This window comes from Alloalcanivorax marinus, from assembly GCF_016906305.1.
GTDB classification, from domain to species: Bacteria; Pseudomonadota; Gammaproteobacteria; order Pseudomonadales; family Alcanivoracaceae; genus Alloalcanivorax; species Alloalcanivorax marinus.
The window spans coordinates 1-15756 of the sequence record NZ_JADDOL010000024.1; the positions used below are offsets into that span (position 1 = coordinate 1).

General features: G+C 67.1%; 13 protein-coding genes. 8 read left to right on the forward strand and 5 right to left on the reverse strand.

The window, feature by feature from the left end; translation table 11 throughout:
* Positions 1–153 precede the first annotated feature (153 nt).
* Entirely contained in the window at positions 154–1422 is a 1269-nt protein-coding gene (locus IM760_RS16195) for a porin (protein ID WP_204431294.1), read from the reverse strand.
* A gap of 181 nt (positions 1423–1603) precedes the next feature.
* Between IM760_RS16195 and IM760_RS16200 the strand changes: the two genes are divergently transcribed.
* From IM760_RS16200 to IM760_RS16235, 8 genes are all read left to right on the forward strand, one after another.
* Complete coding sequence (locus IM760_RS16200) at positions 1604–2518, forward strand: LysR family transcriptional regulator (RefSeq protein WP_204431295.1); 915 nt, start codon at positions 1604–1606, stop codon at positions 2516–2518.
* Between the two features lie 130 nt (positions 2519–2648).
* Positions 2649–4184 (forward strand): ABC transporter substrate-binding protein, encoded by a 1536-nt coding sequence (locus IM760_RS16205; protein ID WP_204431296.1) that lies wholly within the window; start codon positions 2649–2651, stop codon positions 4182–4184.
* Positions 4181–5104 (forward strand): ABC transporter permease, encoded by a 924-nt coding sequence (locus tag IM760_RS16210; RefSeq protein WP_228232381.1) that lies wholly within the window; start codon positions 4181–4183, stop codon positions 5102–5104. Before IM760_RS16205 ends, IM760_RS16210 begins: the two co-directional genes overlap by 4 nt.
* Before the next feature lie 3 nt (positions 5105–5107).
* Positions 5108–6034: an ABC transporter permease gene (locus IM760_RS16215; protein WP_204431297.1), complete on the forward strand. Its 927-nt coding sequence runs from the start codon at positions 5108–5110 to the stop codon at positions 6032–6034.
* Between the two features lies 1 nt (position 6035).
* Positions 6036–8105 (forward strand): ABC transporter ATP-binding protein, encoded by a 2070-nt coding sequence (locus IM760_RS16220; protein WP_204431298.1) that lies wholly within the window; start codon positions 6036–6038, stop codon positions 8103–8105.
* Positions 8102–9193 carry an alpha/beta hydrolase family protein gene (locus IM760_RS16225; protein WP_204431299.1) on the forward strand — a complete coding sequence of 364 codons (1092 nt, stop codon included), beginning with the start codon at positions 8102–8104 and terminating at the stop codon, positions 9191–9193. Before IM760_RS16220 ends, IM760_RS16225 begins: the two co-directional genes overlap by 4 nt.
* Positions 9194–9212: 19 nt before the next feature.
* Positions 9213–10013 (forward strand): alpha/beta fold hydrolase, encoded by an 801-nt coding sequence (locus tag IM760_RS16230; RefSeq protein ID WP_204431300.1) that lies wholly within the window; start codon positions 9213–9215, stop codon positions 10011–10013.
* Entirely contained in the window at positions 10010–11341 is a 1332-nt protein-coding gene (locus IM760_RS16235) for a class-II fumarase/aspartase family protein (RefSeq protein ID WP_338021409.1), read from the forward strand. The genes IM760_RS16230 and IM760_RS16235 overlap by 4 nt, the downstream gene beginning before the upstream one ends.
* Positions 11342–11385: 44 nt before the next feature.
* Here IM760_RS16235 and IM760_RS16240 read toward each other — a convergent pair whose 3' ends face one another.
* The 4 genes from IM760_RS16240 to IM760_RS16255 all read right to left on the reverse strand — a co-directional run bounded on the left by IM760_RS16240 (position 11386) and on the right by IM760_RS16255 (position 15755).
* The gene (locus IM760_RS16240; RefSeq protein ID WP_204431301.1) at positions 11386–11577 is read right to left on the reverse strand and encodes a hypothetical protein; all 192 of its coding nucleotides are present in this window, start codon (positions 11575–11577) and stop codon (positions 11386–11388) included.
* On the reverse strand, positions 11574–12725 hold the full coding sequence (locus tag IM760_RS16245; protein ID WP_239549927.1) for a PepSY-associated TM helix domain-containing protein: 1152 nt from the start codon (positions 12723–12725) through the stop codon (positions 11574–11576). The genes IM760_RS16240 and IM760_RS16245 overlap by 4 nt, the downstream gene beginning before the upstream one ends.
* Positions 12726–12774: 49 nt before the next feature.
* Positions 12775–14940, reverse strand: a complete 2166-nt coding sequence (locus IM760_RS16250) for a TonB-dependent receptor (protein ID WP_204431302.1) — start codon at positions 14938–14940, stop codon at positions 12775–12777.
* Between the two features lie 71 nt (positions 14941–15011).
* Positions 15012–15755: a sulfite exporter TauE/SafE family protein gene (locus IM760_RS16255; RefSeq protein WP_204431329.1), complete on the reverse strand. Its 744-nt coding sequence runs from the start codon at positions 15753–15755 to the stop codon at positions 15012–15014.
* Position 15756: the final 1 nt, after the last annotated feature.

Consider the following 15756-nt stretch of genomic DNA (forward strand, 5'->3'; position numbering starts at 1 on the left):
GTCCTGTTCTCAAGGGTCCCGGAAGGGCGTCGCGCCCTGAGCCGCTGAGCAGTGAGCATCCGCGTCCCGGCTGGAGAAGAAAGCGCTGAAGAAAAAATCCGATGACGTCCGTGTCATCGTTGCTCGGGAGAGCGAGAGACGGAATCGGCGGGATCAGAACTTCACGCGGCCGCCGGTGGTGACGATGGTGATGTCTTCGTACTTGGGGTTGTAGCAGGTGCGGCCCGACGAGGTGCACCACTCGCCGCGCTCGAAGCTGTGAATCTTGGCGCCGGCATAGATATCGAACATTTCCGTGGGGCTCCACACATAACCGGCGCCCACCACCGAACCCTTCTCGTCGTCCTTATTGCGATCCCGGGTCTCCCCGTAATGGATATCGAACGCATGGTGCCGGCTGGGGCGGTAGCCCAGTTTGATATAGCGGAACTGGCCCAGCTCGGAACGGGTGGACGAGAAGGTGCCGGTGCGCTCGTCGGTGGTCAGCTCCGCCTCGTAGTTCACCGCCGCCAGGGTGATGTTGAAACCGGTGTTGCTGTGAAAATAGGACACCGAGCCGCCGTAGGTGGTGACGTCCGGGTCCGCGTCCGGGTCGAAACGCTGATCCGGGGTTTCCCCTTTGCGGGTGGCGATGGAGTAGCCCAGGCCCACCAGCATGCGACCGCCGGGCACGCGCAGACCGGACTTCATGCCGAACTGGGTAATCGTTTCATAGTTGTCCGAGTCGCTGCCGTGGCCGGTGCTGGCGGACAGGGTCACCGGCCCGATGCGCGGGCTGTCGTAGCGGATACGGTCGTGGCGGCCTTCGAAGTTGTAGTCGCGGATGCTGCCGCTGATGGAGGTGCGGTTGTTGTCGCCTTCCTGCAGGTCGAACGTCTCGGTGCCGGTGAAGTTGCCGTTGGCGTCGAACTTGCGCTTGAACGAGGAATCCTTGAGCGCGTAGCTGAGCCCGCCGCCGATCAGGGACGGGTTACGGAAGCTGATCACGCCGGTGCCGGAGTAGTCCAGACGGCCGGTGTTGTAGGCGGCGCCTTCGCCGTGGCCCACGGTGATTTTGCCGTAGGGCGAGTCGATGAAGGCATCGGTGATGCGCTGATCGAAGTCCCCGTCGATGGATTTCTCTTCCGGGTTCACATCGTTGGACGGGTTGGAGAGGATTCCCACTTCCACCAGGGCGCCGCCGGTCCAGCCTTCCATCAGCCGCTGGGTGCCGCCGATGTGCACCCGGGTCGGGCTGTTGCGGTTGTCCACGTGGTAGAACTCGGTGCTGGAGCCCACGCCCAGATAGTCGGGGGCGTAGCCGTCCTCGACGAACATCACGGCGCGGTTGACCTGGCCGCCCACCTCGAACTCCGCCGCCAGGGCGGGGGCGGCGATCAGACTGGATACGGTGATCGCCAGGAGCGATTTCGGGGATCCCATGCTTCCTCCGGATATTGTTGTTTTATCGTGCGGCGTGCTTGTGAAGACGCGCTTTGTCGACAGTGGAGCGCCGCTGGCCGGCGCGATCAGGTTTACTTTATCCGCCACCGTTGATACTTATGTAAATTGAAAACATCCTATGAATATATGCGTTTTCTGCATCTGAAGGGTTGGCGCCGCCATGAACATCAAGAAGTTGAAGTGCTTTCGCGCGGTGGTGATCCACGGCTCCCTGGTGTCCGCCGCCTCGGTGATGAACCTGAGCCAGCCGGCCACCAGCCGCCTGATCTCCACCCTGGAAGACGAGCTCAAGCTGAAGCTGTTCAAGCGGGAAAAACGACGGTTGGTGCTGACCCCGGAGGGCAAGAAATTCTATCAGGAAGCGGAAAAGATTCTCGCCAACCTGGAAGACCTGCCGCGCATCGTTCAGGAGATCAAGGAGGGTGGCCAGCGCACCCTGCGCATCGTGGCGTTGGCGCGCCTGGCCAACAGCCTGGTGTCGCCGGCGCTGGCGCGTTTCGTGCGTGAGCATCCGGAGCAGCGTTTCAGCGTGGACGTGCGCGGTCACCGCGACATCGAACAGTGGGTGGCCGGGCGCCACTACGACATCGCCGTGGCGCTGACCCGGCCCTGCAATCACCCGTCGGTGATTCAGCGCCCGTTTTTCGATACCGACGCCATGGTGATGGTGCCCAAGGGGCATCCGCTGGAGAGTGCCCGGTCGGTGACGCCGGCGCAGCTTGCCCGCCACGACATCATCGCCCTGGCACCGGGCCTGCGGCCCCGCTTCCAGATGGAGGAAATTTTCCAGAAGGCCGGGGTGGAGCTGCGCTGCAAGATCGAAACCACCTCCACCTCGCTGGCCTGCCAGATGGTGGTGGAAGGGCTGGGCGTGACCATCATCGACCGGCTGGCGGCCCTGGCGGTGGATCCGGCCCGGTTTGTGCTGCGGCCCTTGCGGCCCGCCTACCGGCTGGAATTCGTGCTGCTGTTTCCGCCCGGTTTCGAGGAAACCCCGGCCACCACCGATCTGGTGCGTTGCCTGCGCGAACAGGTGAAAGCCTCGCTGGGACGGCATGCGACCATGACCGGATAAAGGGCGGAATGAATAGATGCACAAAACGCATAGAAATATACGATATATTCAATTTTAAGATATAACGTCCCCGCCTAGACTGCCGATCAGCGTTCCATAACGTTTCGAATAACGATAAGCGGGAGGAAAGATGGCGATTCGCTGCCCGGTCCGGGTGGTCACCTTCCTGATCAGCGCGCTGGCGGCGGCCCTTTGGCCGGCCACGGCGGCGGCGGGGCCCGACGACGATACCCTGGTGGTGGCGTTCTCCAAGGCGCTGACCACGGTGGACCGGCTCTACTCGATCCAGCGGGAAGGTCTGATTCTGTCGCGGCTCACCGACGACGGCCTGTTCTACGTGGACCCGGACACCCTGGAATTCGAGCCGCTGGCCGCCGCGTCCTATGAATGGGTGGACGACACCCGGCTGGACGTGACTCTGCGCGAGGGCATCCGCTTCCACGACGGCAGCCCGCTCACCGCCGACGATGTGGTCTACACCTTTCAGTGGGTGCTCAACGAGGACTCCGATACCAGTCGCGGCGCGGTGATTCGCGGCTGGCTGAAGGGGGTGGAGAAGACCGGCCCGCTGTCCGTGCGCTTCACCCTGAACATGCCGTATCCCATGGCGCTGCGCGATCTGGCCATCAGCATTCCGCTGCGCAAGCGCGGCACCTACGACGAGGACCACGACGACGGCCGTCCCCTTAACGGCATCGGCCCCTACCGGGTGACCCGTTTCAGCGCCGGCCGGGAGATCGTGCTGGAACGGTTCGAGGGCTACTACTCGGACAGCCCCAAGGCCCACCCGGCGATCCGCAACATGGTGTTCCGGGTGATTCCGGACGAGGGCACCCAGCAGGCGGAGCTGCTCAGCGGCGGCATCGACCTGATGATGGACGTGCCGCCGGACGTGGCCGACAACGTCAGCGCGCTGCCCGGCGTGGCGCGGCTGGAAGGCAACGATATCCGCATCGGCTATCTGACCCTGGACGCCGGCGGCTATTCCGGTCCGGATTCGCCGATGACCAACCTCAAGGTGCGACAGGCGATCAACCACGCCATCGACCGGGAAGCGATCACCCGCTATCTGGTGCGGGGCAATGCCCGGGCCATTCCCTATGCCTGCCATCCGCGTCAGTTCGGCTGTGACTCGGACGGCCCCCGTTATCCCTACGACCCGGAAAAAGCCAGAAAGCTGCTGGCGGAGGCGGGCTACCCGAACGGCTTTTCGTTCAAGCTGTGGGCCTACCGGGAAAAGATCATCGCCGAGGCCATCGTCAATAACCTGGAGGCGGTGGGTCTCGACGTGGACCTGCGCTTCGTCAAGCTGAACGTGTTCTCCAAGGTGCGCAACGAGCACCGCATGGAGGCCTTCTTCGCCTCCTACGGCAGCGGCGGCACGCCGGACGCCTCGGCCTCCACCGGCGTGCATTTCGCCGCCGACTCCTCGCGCAACTATTCCGGCGACGCGGCGCTGTCGCGCACCGTGCTGGCGGCGGAGCGCACCATCGACCCCGAGCAGCGCCGCCGCTTGTACCGCCAGGCCCTGGACCGCATCGCCGAGCAGGCGTACTGGGTGCCGCTGTTCTCCTACAGCCAGAATTATCTGCTCACCCCGGCGCTTTCGCTGCCGGTGCCGGACGACGGCGTGCCGCGGCTCTGGCAAGCCGCCTGGAGGCCATGACCATGCTGAATTATGTGATGCGCCGGGCTCTGCTGGCGCTGCTGGTGGCGCTCACCGTATCGTTCGGCACCTTCGCGCTGTTCTACTTCGCCACCGACCCGGCGCAGACCATCGCCGGCGAGGACGCGCCCCAGGAAATGGTGGAAGCGATCCGCGTGCAGTACGGCTTCGACCGGCCGATCACGGTGCAGTACCTGGACTGGCTGGGTGGCGTGCTGCAGGGCGACTTCGGGCAGAGCTATTTCTGGAAACAGCCGGTGGTGGAACTGATCCGCGAGCACGCCAAGGTGACCCTGCTGCTGGCGTTCTCGGCGCTGGCGGTGACCATTCTGATCGCCTTGCCGCTGGGCATCAGCGCCGCCCTGCGACCGAACAGCTGGGTGGACCGCTTCGCCTTGTCCACGGCGGTGTCGGCCCAGGCGATTCCCAATTTCTGGCTGGGCCTGATGCTGATCATTCTGTTCGCGGTGACCTTTCCGATCTTTCCGGTCTCCGGCGATTCCAGTTGGCGCCATTACGTGCTGCCGGCGCTGGTGCTGGGCGCCAGTTCGGTGCCGGCGGTGATGCGCCTGACCCGCACCGGGCTGCTCGATGTGATGGGCTCGGACTATATTCGCACCGCCCGCGCCAAGGGGTTTACCGGCTACCGGCTGATCGTGCGGCAGGCGCTGCGCAACGCCCTGCTGCCCATCGTCAGCGTGCTGGCGGTGCAGCTCGGCAACAAGCTGGGCGGCTCCATCGTCACCGAATCGGTGTTCAGCATGAACGGCCTGGGCCGGCTGGCGGTGGAATCGATCTTCAACTCCGACATTCCCACCGTGCAGTCCTTGATCCTGCTGTTCGTGCTGACCTTCGTACTGTTGACGCTGGCGGCGGACCTGATCAACGCCTGGCTCGACCCACGCATCCGGATGGGCTGAACCATGACACTCAAAGAAACCGTGAACCAAACCGATCTGGCGGCGCCGTCGCCGCACCAGGAGGCCCTGGGGCTGACGCCGGGCCAGGCCGCGCTCAAGCGCGCCCGCCATCATCTCGGCCTGCAACTGGGGCTGGGCATGCTGCTGGTGATGGGCGTGTTCGCGCTGCTGGCGCCGTGGCTGGCGCCCCATGACCCCTATCTGCAGAACCTGTCCCTGCGGCTGCTGCCGCCGGCCTGGGTCGACGGCGGCCAGTGGCACTACGTGCTGGGCACCGACCATCTGGGGCGCGATTACCTGAGCCGTATTATCTATGGCGCGCGCATTTCGATGATGATCGGTCTGGGCGCCGCCACCATCGGCGCGCTGATCGGCGTCACCCTGGGCATTATCGCCGGCTACTTCGGCGGCTGGCTGGATCAGGCGGTCAATTTCCTGGTTACCTGCCAGCTGGCGGTGCCCAGCCTGCTGCTGATCATGACGCTGGTGTTCGTGATCGGCCAGTCGATCACGGTGGTGATCTTCGTGATCGGCGCCACCCACTGGGTGTTCTATCTGGTGGTCACGCGGGCCGCCACCCTGCGCATTCGCGAGCTGGATTTCGTGGCCGCCGCCGGCGCCATGGGCGCCAGCAAATGGCAGATCGCGGTGAAGGAAATCCTGCCCAACCTGGTCAACCAGATCATGGTGATCTTCACCCTGGAAGTGGCGGTGGCGATTCTCAACGAGGCCACCCTGTCGTTCCTCGGCCTGGGCGTGCCGTCGCCGATCCCGTCCTGGGGGTTGATGATCGCCGAGGGCAAGACCGCCATGTTCTTCCAGCCCTGGCTGGTGATTCTGCCCGGCATCGCGCTGTTCGTGCTGGTGATCGCCATCAACCTGCTCGGCGACGGCGTGCGCGACGTCACCGTGACCAACAGGAGAAGCTGACATGAGCACGGAATCCCTGCTTGAGATCCGCGACCTGTCGGTGACCCTGCCCACCGACAGCAGCGCCCTGCGCGCGGTGCGCGGCGTCAGCCTGGACCTGCGCCGGGGCGAAACCCTGGGCATCGTCGGCGAGTCCGGCTCCGGCAAATCAATGACCGCCCTGGCGCTGATGAACCTGCTGCCACCGGCGGCCCGGCGCCAGGCCGCCGCCATCCGCTTCGGCGACGACGATCTGGCGGCGATGGGCGAGAAGGACCTGGCCGGCCGGGTGCGTGGCCGCCGCATCGGCATGATCTTCCAGGAGCCGATGACCAGCCTTAACCCGGTCTACACCATCGGCCGGCAGCTGATCGAAACCATGACCATTCACGGTGGCACCTCGGTCGCCGCCGCCCGCCGCCGCGCCATCGAACTGCTGGAAAAGGTGGGCCTGCCGGACCCGGCCAGCCGCCTCAAGCAGTACCCCCACGAGATGTCCGGCGGCCAGCGTCAGCGGGTGATGATCGCCATGGCGCTGATGAACGAGCCGGAACTGCTGATCGCCGACGAGCCCACCACCGCCCTGGACGTGACCATCCAGGCGCAGATCCTGCACTTGCTGAGCGAGCTGCAGCGGGAGCTGGGCATGGCCATGATTCTGATCACCCATGACCTGGGCGTGGTGTCGCGGGCCGCCGACCGCATCGCGGTGATGTACGCCGGCGACATCGTCGAAACCGGCACCACCGAGGCGGTGTTGAGCGCGCCCCGCCACCCCTACACGCAAGGGCTGCTGGAATGCGTGCCCGGCTACCGGGAAGCGTCCGCCCGCCGGCTCGGTTCGATCCCCGGTATCGTGCCGTCGATGACCGGCGAGATTCGCGGCTGCGCGTTCGCCGCGCGCTGCCCACGGGCGGTGCCCCGCTGCCACCAGGAGGATCCGCCGCGCCGCCCGGTGGCGGCGGGGCAGAGCGACGGGGCGGCGCGCAGCTTCGTGTGCCACGACCCGGAAGAGACCCGTGGCCGGGGCTTCGCCGGCGGCGACACCGCCACCGGCCCGGCAATCCGGCGCGGCGGCGACAGTGTACTGCGGGTGGACGATGCCAGCTGCACCTTCTCCGTGCGGCGCGGGCTGTTCGGCAAACGCAAACCGCTGCGCGCCCTGGATCGGGTAAGCCTGGATATCCGCAAGGGCGAGGTACTGGCCCTGGTGGGTGAGTCCGGCTGCGGCAAGACCACCCTGACGCGCACCATCATGGGCCTGCAGACCCCGGACGCCGGCACCGTCACCCTGGCCGGCCGGCCCCTGGGCGAGCAACCGGCAAGGCAGCGCGCCAGGCTGATCCAGCCGATTTTCCAGGACCCCTATTCGTCCTTGAATCCGCGCCAGACCATCGGCGACCTCATCCGCCGGCCGCTGGTGATCAACCGGCTCGGCGACGCCCGCGAACAGCGCGCCAGGGTGCACCGCATGATGGACTACGTGGGCCTGCCGAGCCGCGTGTTCAACAGCTTCCCCGATCAGCTCTCCGGCGGGCAGCGCCAGCGCGCGGCCATCGCCCGGGCGCTGATTCTGGATCCCGAGATCGTGATCTGCGACGAGCCCACCTCGGCGCTGGACGTGTCGGTGCAGGCGCAGATTCTCAACCTGCTGCTGGACCTGCGTGACGAGCTGGACCTGACCTATCTGTTCGTCACCCACGACCTGTCCGTGGTGCGTCATCTGGCCGACCGGGTGGCGGTGATGTACCTGGGCGAGATCGTCGAGTGCGGCCCGGGGGAGCAGGTGCTGAACCGCCCCAAACACCCCTATACGCGGGCGCTGCTGGATTCGGCGCTGAGCATCGAGCCGTCCCTGGGCGTGCCGGCGCCGGATCTGGCCGGCGACTTTCCCAATCCCATGAACCGGCCGTCCGGCTGCCCGTTCCACCCGCGCTGCCCGCTGGCCGATCAACGCTGCCGCCAGCGGGTGCCGGCCACCGAGACCCTGGACGGCACTCTGGTGAAATGCTGGAAGGCGGACACGCCGCCGCCGTCCGGCCCCCTGGATGTTCGCCCTGACCACAACAACAAAGAGGACGCCGCGCCATGAACGCAAGGCTGATACCGATGGCCGGGCTGCTGGCCCTGCTGGCCGCCTGCCAGGCCACCCCCACGCCCCCGGAGGCGTACACTGAAAGCACCACCGACGAGGCGGTGCAACCGGCCACCTTCGAACGCTACGGCACCTTGACGGTGGCCGCCGGCACCGAGGACAAGCCCCTGGACATGCGTCTCTGGTACGCGCGCCCGGACCAGGTCACGCCGAACACACCGGTGGTGCTGGTGATGCACGGCGGCCGCCGGGACGCCGACAATTACCGGGACTACTGGGGCCCCTACGCGAAGAAGTACAACGTGCTGGTGGTGGCGCCGGAAGTCACCCAGAAGGCCTTTCCCACCGGCTGGGGTTACCAGACCGGCAACTGGGTGAGCCGCGATTCGTCGTCCATCGATGCCAGCAAAGGCCACCGCAATCCGGTGGAGGAGACCTCCTTCGCCGCCGTCAACCGGGCCTTTGAAAGCCTGTGCGACCGGCTCGGCCTGAACGCCACCACCTATGACATCTGGGGCCACGGCAGCGGCGCCCAGTTCGTGGCGCGCATGGTGATGCTCTACCCGCAGGCCCATATCGGCACGGCGGTGGCCGCCAACTCCGGCACCTACACCTTCCCGGACTGGAGCCTGCCGCTGCGCTACGGGCTGAAGAACACCGGCCTGGAACCGGAAGATCTGGCGCCGGCCTACGCCCACCATCTGGTGATCATGCTCGGCGAGGAGGACAACGATCCTTCCCACCGGCTGCTCAGCAAGCTCGACATCGCCGAGGCCCAGGGCGCCCATCGCCTGGCCAAGGGCAAGAACTTCTTCGCCGCCAACAAAGCGATGGCCGAAAAACTGGGCGTGCCGTTCAACTGGGAGCTGCGCACCGTGTACGGCATTGGCCACAGCGGCAGCAAGATGAGCGAACCCGGCGCCCGCTATCTGCTGGCCGGCAAGGCGGAGGAGCCGCTGTTCCCGCTCAAGCCCCGCGCCAAGACGCCGCCCGCCGATGAAACGCCCCGGCAACGGGAACAGCGCCAGCGCAACCAGGAACTGCTGCGCGGCTCCGGCACCGACGGCGAAGCCTCGCCGTTCTGAACCGCGCCAAGGGAAGGTTATGAAACAGGAACGACAACGGATCCGCCTGAGCCACGGCACGCTCAGCTACCTGCACGCCGGCGACGGCCCGCCGGTGGTGTTCTTCCACGGTCTCAACGGCAACGCGGAAAGCTGGCGCCGGCAGCTGGACGGGCTGGCCGGTTCACTGGAAATGTGGGCCTGGGACGCCCCCGGCTACGGCGACTCCGACCCGGGCGGCGACCATCTCGACGACCTGGCCACCGCCGCCCTGGCCTTTATCGAGCGGGTGACGGCCGGGCCGGTGCATCTGGTGGGCCACTCCATGGGCGGGCTGGTGGCCATGGCCGTGGCCCTGCGGGCACCGGAGCGGGTCCGGCGGCTGGTACTGTCCTGCACCCACCCGGGCCATGGCCTGAGCGGCGCGGACGCCGCCGATGAGCGCTACCGGCGGCGCCTGCGTGAGCTGAGTGAGCTGCCGCCGGCGGAATACGGCGCGCGGCGCGCCCGAGGCATGCTGCCGGAAGGCACCGACCCGATGGTGGTCGCCGAGGTGGCGCGTATCGCCGCCGCCGCTCGCGCCGAGGGGATGGCCGCCGCCGCCCTGGCGATTCAGCGCGCCAACCTGCAACCGGTGCTGCCTGGTATCCAGGCGCCCACCCTGGTGCTCACCGCCGACCGCGACAGGGTGGCGCCGCTGGCCAAGGCGCGGCCGTTGCTGGACGGCATCCCGGACGTGCGCCATCGGGTGCTGGAGGGGCTGGGGCACGCGCCCTACATCGAGGACGGCGCCGGCTACAACGCGCTGCTCGCGGATTTTCTGCTGCGGTCCGAGCCGTGAGCCCGGAGGCGCTGTTCAGTACCCCGAGAAAAATCCAGGCCTGGCTGGATATCGAAGTGGCGCTGGCCCGCAGCCAGGCGGAACTGGGCATGATCCCGGTATACGCCGCCGTGGAAATCGCCCGCCAGGGGCAACTGGAGCGGTTCGACCAGCGCGCCCTGCTGGACGACATGGCGGCCACCAAGGCGCCGATCGTATCGCTGGTGAAGTTTCTGGCGGCGGCCTGCGAGGGCGACGCCGGGGGCTATGTGCACTGGGGCGCCACCACCCAGAACGTGATGCAGACCGCCGAGGTGCTGCTGCTGCGCGACGCCCATCGCGATCTGCTGGCACGGCTGGCGGCCAGCCTGGACGCGCTGGCCGGCCACGCCGAGCGCGGCGCCACAGTGGTGATGGCCGGGCGCACCCAGCGCCGCCACGCCCTGCCGATCACCTTCGGCTTCAAGGTGGCCGCCTGGATCGACGAACTGCTGCGCCACGAAACCCGCTTCCGGGAAGCGGAGCCGCGGGTGTTCACGCTGGTGTTCGGCGGCGCGGTGGGCGGCTGGCATTCGTTCGATGGCCAGGGCGAGGCGTTGCAACGGGCGCTGGCGAACCGGCTGAACCTGGGCTGCTTCCAGGTGCCCAGCCGCGCGGTCTACGACCATATGGTGGAGTACGTGCTGCTGCTCGGGCTGCTGGCCAGCACCTGCGCCAAGGTCGCCCAGGAGCTGTTCACGCTGATGGGCGAGGAGATCGGCGAGGTGCGCGAGGACCTGGGCGAGGCGGTGGTGGGCAGCAGCACCATGCCGCAGAAAGTGAATCCCAAGCTCTCGGTGCAGGTAATCGCCCTGGCCGCGCGGCTGCGCGCCCAACTGGGGCTGGCCCTGGACGCCGGCCAGATCAGCCATGAGGGCGACGCCGCCTCCAGCCAGATGCTGTACGCGGCGGTGGACACCGCCTGCCCGCTGGCCCTGGAGATGCTGGCCGCCTTCGAAGCACTGATCACCGGCCTGCGCATCGAGCCCGACGCCATGCGCGCCAACCTGGCCCTCAGCGACGGTCTGATCAACGGCGAGAATCTGATGATGGCGCTGGCCCGGGGTGGACTGGGGCGCCAACGGGCCCACGATCTGGTGCACGAGGCGGCGCTCACCGCCGGCCAAAGCGGGCGCCCCTTTCGGGAGGTGCTGGCCGGCGATACCCGGGTGCGGGCGGTGCTGGACGACGCCGGCCTGCGCGCCGCTCTGGCACCGGAGCACTATCTGGGCGACTGCGTGCGGCTGGCCGAACAACAGGCCCGCCGCGCCCGCCATCTGGCCGCCGACATCCGCCGGCGCTTGCCGTAGCAGCGGTCGTTCGACCGCGATAGAGGGGTTACGCTGCCGGGGCGTCAGCGACGCCGGGTGCGCATGGCCCAGGCCACCGCCGCCACCGGCAATCCCAAGCCCAACCAGGAGATCCAGTCCATCGCGCCGTCGCCGAGCAGCGCCGCCACCAGGCCGACCAGGCTGGCCAGGGCGATCAACAGCGGCACCGCGAAGATGCCGCCCAGGCCCCGGGAGGAACGGGACGCGCCGTTCATGAGGCCCCCCCGGCGTGGGGCGTGGCCGGCGCGCCGGCCGTGCGCGCCGCCGGCTGGCGCCGGGCCAGCCACAGGTACAGCCCGCTGATCAGCACCACGATGGTGATCACATCCAGCACCGCCCACAGAATCTTCAGCGGCAGGCCGCCGTAATCCCCGAAATGCAAAGGCCCGGACAGGGCCAGGGTTTTGTTGTACCAGGGCATCTCGCGCAGGGCGGCGAACTGGCCGGTGCGCGCGTCCACCAGGGCGGGGGTGACGATGTGCGAGGTCACCGGGGTGTTGCCGTGCAGAAACACCGCGTAGTGGAAGTCCGTGGACCAGCCACCGCCGGGAAAGGCCACGAACTGCAGGGTCTGGTCCGGCGCCGCCTGCTCGGCCTGCGCCACGGCGGCGTCCAGGGACGCCATTTCCGCCGGGGTGGGCACCGCGCTGCCCTGGTAGCCGGCGGTCAGGTCCGCCAGGGACTGGTTCTTCCAGGTGTCCAGAATCGGCGTGGCCAGCGTATTCACCACCCCGGTCAGCCCCACCACGGTGAGCCAGGCCACGGTGACGATGCCCAGCAGGTTGTGATAGTCCAGCCACTTCAGGCGCCGCGAGCGCTTCACCCGCAGGGTGCCGAAGTCCAGCTTGCGCATGAAGGGCGCGTACAGCACCACCCCGGAGATGATGGCGGCGATCAGCAGAACGCCCATGAAGCCGAGGAACAACGAGCCCGGCAGGCCCAGGAACATGTCCGTGTGCAGCTGCAGCAGAAACTCCATGACACCGTCCTGGTGGCCCGGTACCGGCTCGCCGCTGGTGCGGTCGAAGGAGGCGAAATGCATGTCGCCGCTGGCGGCGTCCGGGGTCGGTCCGGTGGTCACGTTGACCACCGGCCGGTCGGTGTCGAAGCTCATGAACAGCGGCACTTCGCCGGGCCGGTTGGCCAGGGCCGCGTCCAGCATCCGGTCCAGGGACAGCAGCGGGCCGTCCGGATTGGCCGGCTGCCATTGATCCGTGTCGAAGGCCGCCTCGATCTCATCGTGGAAGATCAACGGCAGGCCGGTCAGGCACAGCATCAGCATGAAGGCGGTGCAGATCAGGCTGGTCCATTTATGGATCGCGGACCAGATTCGCAGGGTGCGGTGTGGCATCGGTTGTCGCATGGGAAGACTGCCTGGGCGCCCCGGCGGATCGGGGCGCTGGGTGGTCGGTTCAGAAATCCAGGGTGGCGGACAGCATGTAGGTGCGCGGCGCGCCAACGGTCAGGTAGTCGGAGCCCGGGAAGCCGCCCACGGAGGCCCAGTAGTCCTCGCCGGTGACGTTCTCCACCCGGGCACGCAGGGTCAGAAACTGGCTGTCGCTCAGAGCGATCAGATAGCGGCCGCCCAGGTCCAGCCGGGTCCAGCTGTCCACCTTACGGGTGTTGGCGGCGTCGGCGTACTGGGAACTGGTGTAGATCACCCGGCCGTCCACCGCCAGATCCGGCAGCTGAGGCAGCCGGTATTCCAGGTTCAGGTTGGCCTGGGTGTCCGGGGAGCCGATGGCTTCCTCGCCGTCCACATCCGTGTCGAGAAAGCTGACCCCGCCCAGAACGGTCAGATCGCGGGTCAGGTTGCCGTAGGCCATCAGTTCCACGCCGGTGTTTTCCTGGTCGTAGAGCTCCTTGTAAACATCGCCTTCGAGACCGGCCTCCGGCTTTTCGCTGCGGTAAACCGACAGGCTGCCGCCCAGGCTTCCTCCGTCAAACTTGACGCCCACCTCGGTTTGCTGCGTTTTGTACGGCTCCAATGCCTGACCGGCGTTCGCCACAGGATTGTTGTTGCTGTCCTGCGCGGGCGCCACGTCCCCTTTTTCCAGCCCCTCAATGTAGTTGGCGAACAGCGCGACCGACGGCGTCAGCTTATACAGGACGCCCAGAGAAGGCGTCAGCGCATGGTCGTCATAGTTGGCATTGCGCGGGCCGCCGCCATAGGCATAACTCTTGTCCTGGATGTTCTGGTAGCGCGCGCCAAGGGTTACTAGCAGACGTTCATCCAGCATCGACAACTGATCAGCCAGCGCAAAGCTGCTGAACTGGGTTTTGATGGTCATTTGAGGGTTGTCGAGATTGCCGCCGGTGAAGGCGTTGGCGGGCGGGCGTGACACGGTAGTCGGATTATAAATATTGCCCGTTACTGAGGCGGACGACATCGCATAGGCATTATCCGATTTCAGTTCGTAGCGAGAGCCGGAAACGGTGAAGGTATGACCGATGGCGCCGGTGTCGAAGTTGACCCGCAGGCCGGTTTCACCGGTGATCACCGAATCCTCACGGGCGGTATCGAAACGGCTGGCGGTGTAGTCGCCGTTGGTGTCGTTCACGGTGGGGTTGGCGAAGATGGAGTTCTCCTCGCCATGGCGGGCGCCCACCGCCAGCCAGCCGGTGATGTTGTCGGCGAAGTCGTATTCGGCGCGCAGGGTCCCGAACACGTCGTTGGAGTCCGAGTAGGTCCAGGACTGGCCGATGGACTCGTCCGCGTCCGGGGCATCGCCGATGGGCACGCCGGCGGCGTAGGTGATGTTGGGCTGGCCGCCGTCCACGCGGTGCTTCTGGAAGCCCAGGTCGGCGGACAGGCGGAACACGTCCTCGCGGAAGTCCAGGCCGATATGGGCCATGGACAGTTCCGCTTCCTCGCCGTCCACGGCGGTGTCGCCGTCGCGGCGGGCCACATTGACGCGGGTGCCGAAGCGGCCGTCCTCGGAGCGCCCGGCGAAGTCCGCCGCCAGGCCGGTCTGGCCACCGCTGCGGGTGTCCAGGGTGATCTGGTTCAGGTCCCGGTTGGGGGCGCGCTTGGGCACGATGTTGACCGCGCCGCCCAGGCCGCTGCCGCCGGGGGCGGCACCGTTCAGGAAGGTGTTGGCGCCGCGGAACACCTGCACCCGCTCGATGAATTCGGAGGCCAGGTACTGGCGCGGCAGCAGGCCGTAAAGGCCGTTATAGGTGATGTCGTCGGAGAACACCGGCAGGCCGCGCACCAGGTAGACCTGCTGGTAGTTGCCGAAGCCCCGCGCCACCCGCACCGCCGGGTCGTTGAGCAGGATGTCGCCGACGCTGTCGGCCTGCTGGTCCTCGATCAGCTGCTCGGTGTAGGTGGTGTAGCTGTAGGGGGTGTCCATCACGTCCTGGGTGCCCAGGATGCCGACCTTGCCGCCCTCGGCCACCTGGCCGCCGGCGAACACCTCGCTCAGACCCTCCTTGGAGGCGTCGGCGCTGGACTGCACCTGGACCGCGTCCAGGTCGTAGCTGCCGTCGTCGTTTTGCGCGCTGGTCTGGGCCTGGGCCGTGGCGGCAAGCACGGCGAGGGTGAGGGCGGAAAGCCGGAAGGCGGTCGGTCGCATGTGTGATCCCCAAGTGCGTTATTCGAAGGATTCGATGGCTGCGACTATACCTATAATGAGAATGGTTTGCATTATCCGTGCAGGCCGCGCCAGATGAGCTGCACGCTGATCAGCGCCATGCACACGATGATCAGCCGGAAAAACGCCTTTTCGTTGACCCGCGCCTGCAGCCAGATGCCGCTGCGCACGCCGAACCAGGCCACCGGAATCAGCAGGGCGGAGGTGCCCAGGCTGTGCAGGGTCAGTTCGCCGAGCCAGATAAAGGGGCCGATCTTGAGGGCGTTGATAAACGCGAAGGCCACCACGCTGGTGGCGATAAAGGTGGCCTTGGGCAGTTGCCGGGGCAGCAGATAGAGGTTCATGGGCGGCCCGCCGGCATGGGCCAGGGTGCTGGTGAAGCCGGCGGCGCCGCCGCACACCGCCGCCCAAAGCCGACCGGGGCGGCGGTGCACGGTGGGTTTGAACAGCATATAGGCGGCGAAGGCGAGGGAGATCACGCCCAGCATCAGCCGCACCTTGTTTTCGTCCAGGCTGCCCACGGTCAGGGTGCCGATGACGATGCCCACGGCGGCGGCGGGCACCAGCCGCTTCACCTCGCCGGCGTCGTGCTGGCCCCACCAGGCGCGTAGGCTCAGCAGGTCCATGACGATGAGCAAGGGAAGCAGCAGCCCGGCGGCCTGCAGGGGGCCGATGGCCAGGGCCATCAGCGGCACCGACAGGGAGCCGAAGCCGCCGGCGAACCCGCCTTTGGAGATGCCGGTGATGTACGTGGACGCCAGGATCAGCGCCCACGCCAGCGGGGAAAAATCCGGCAGC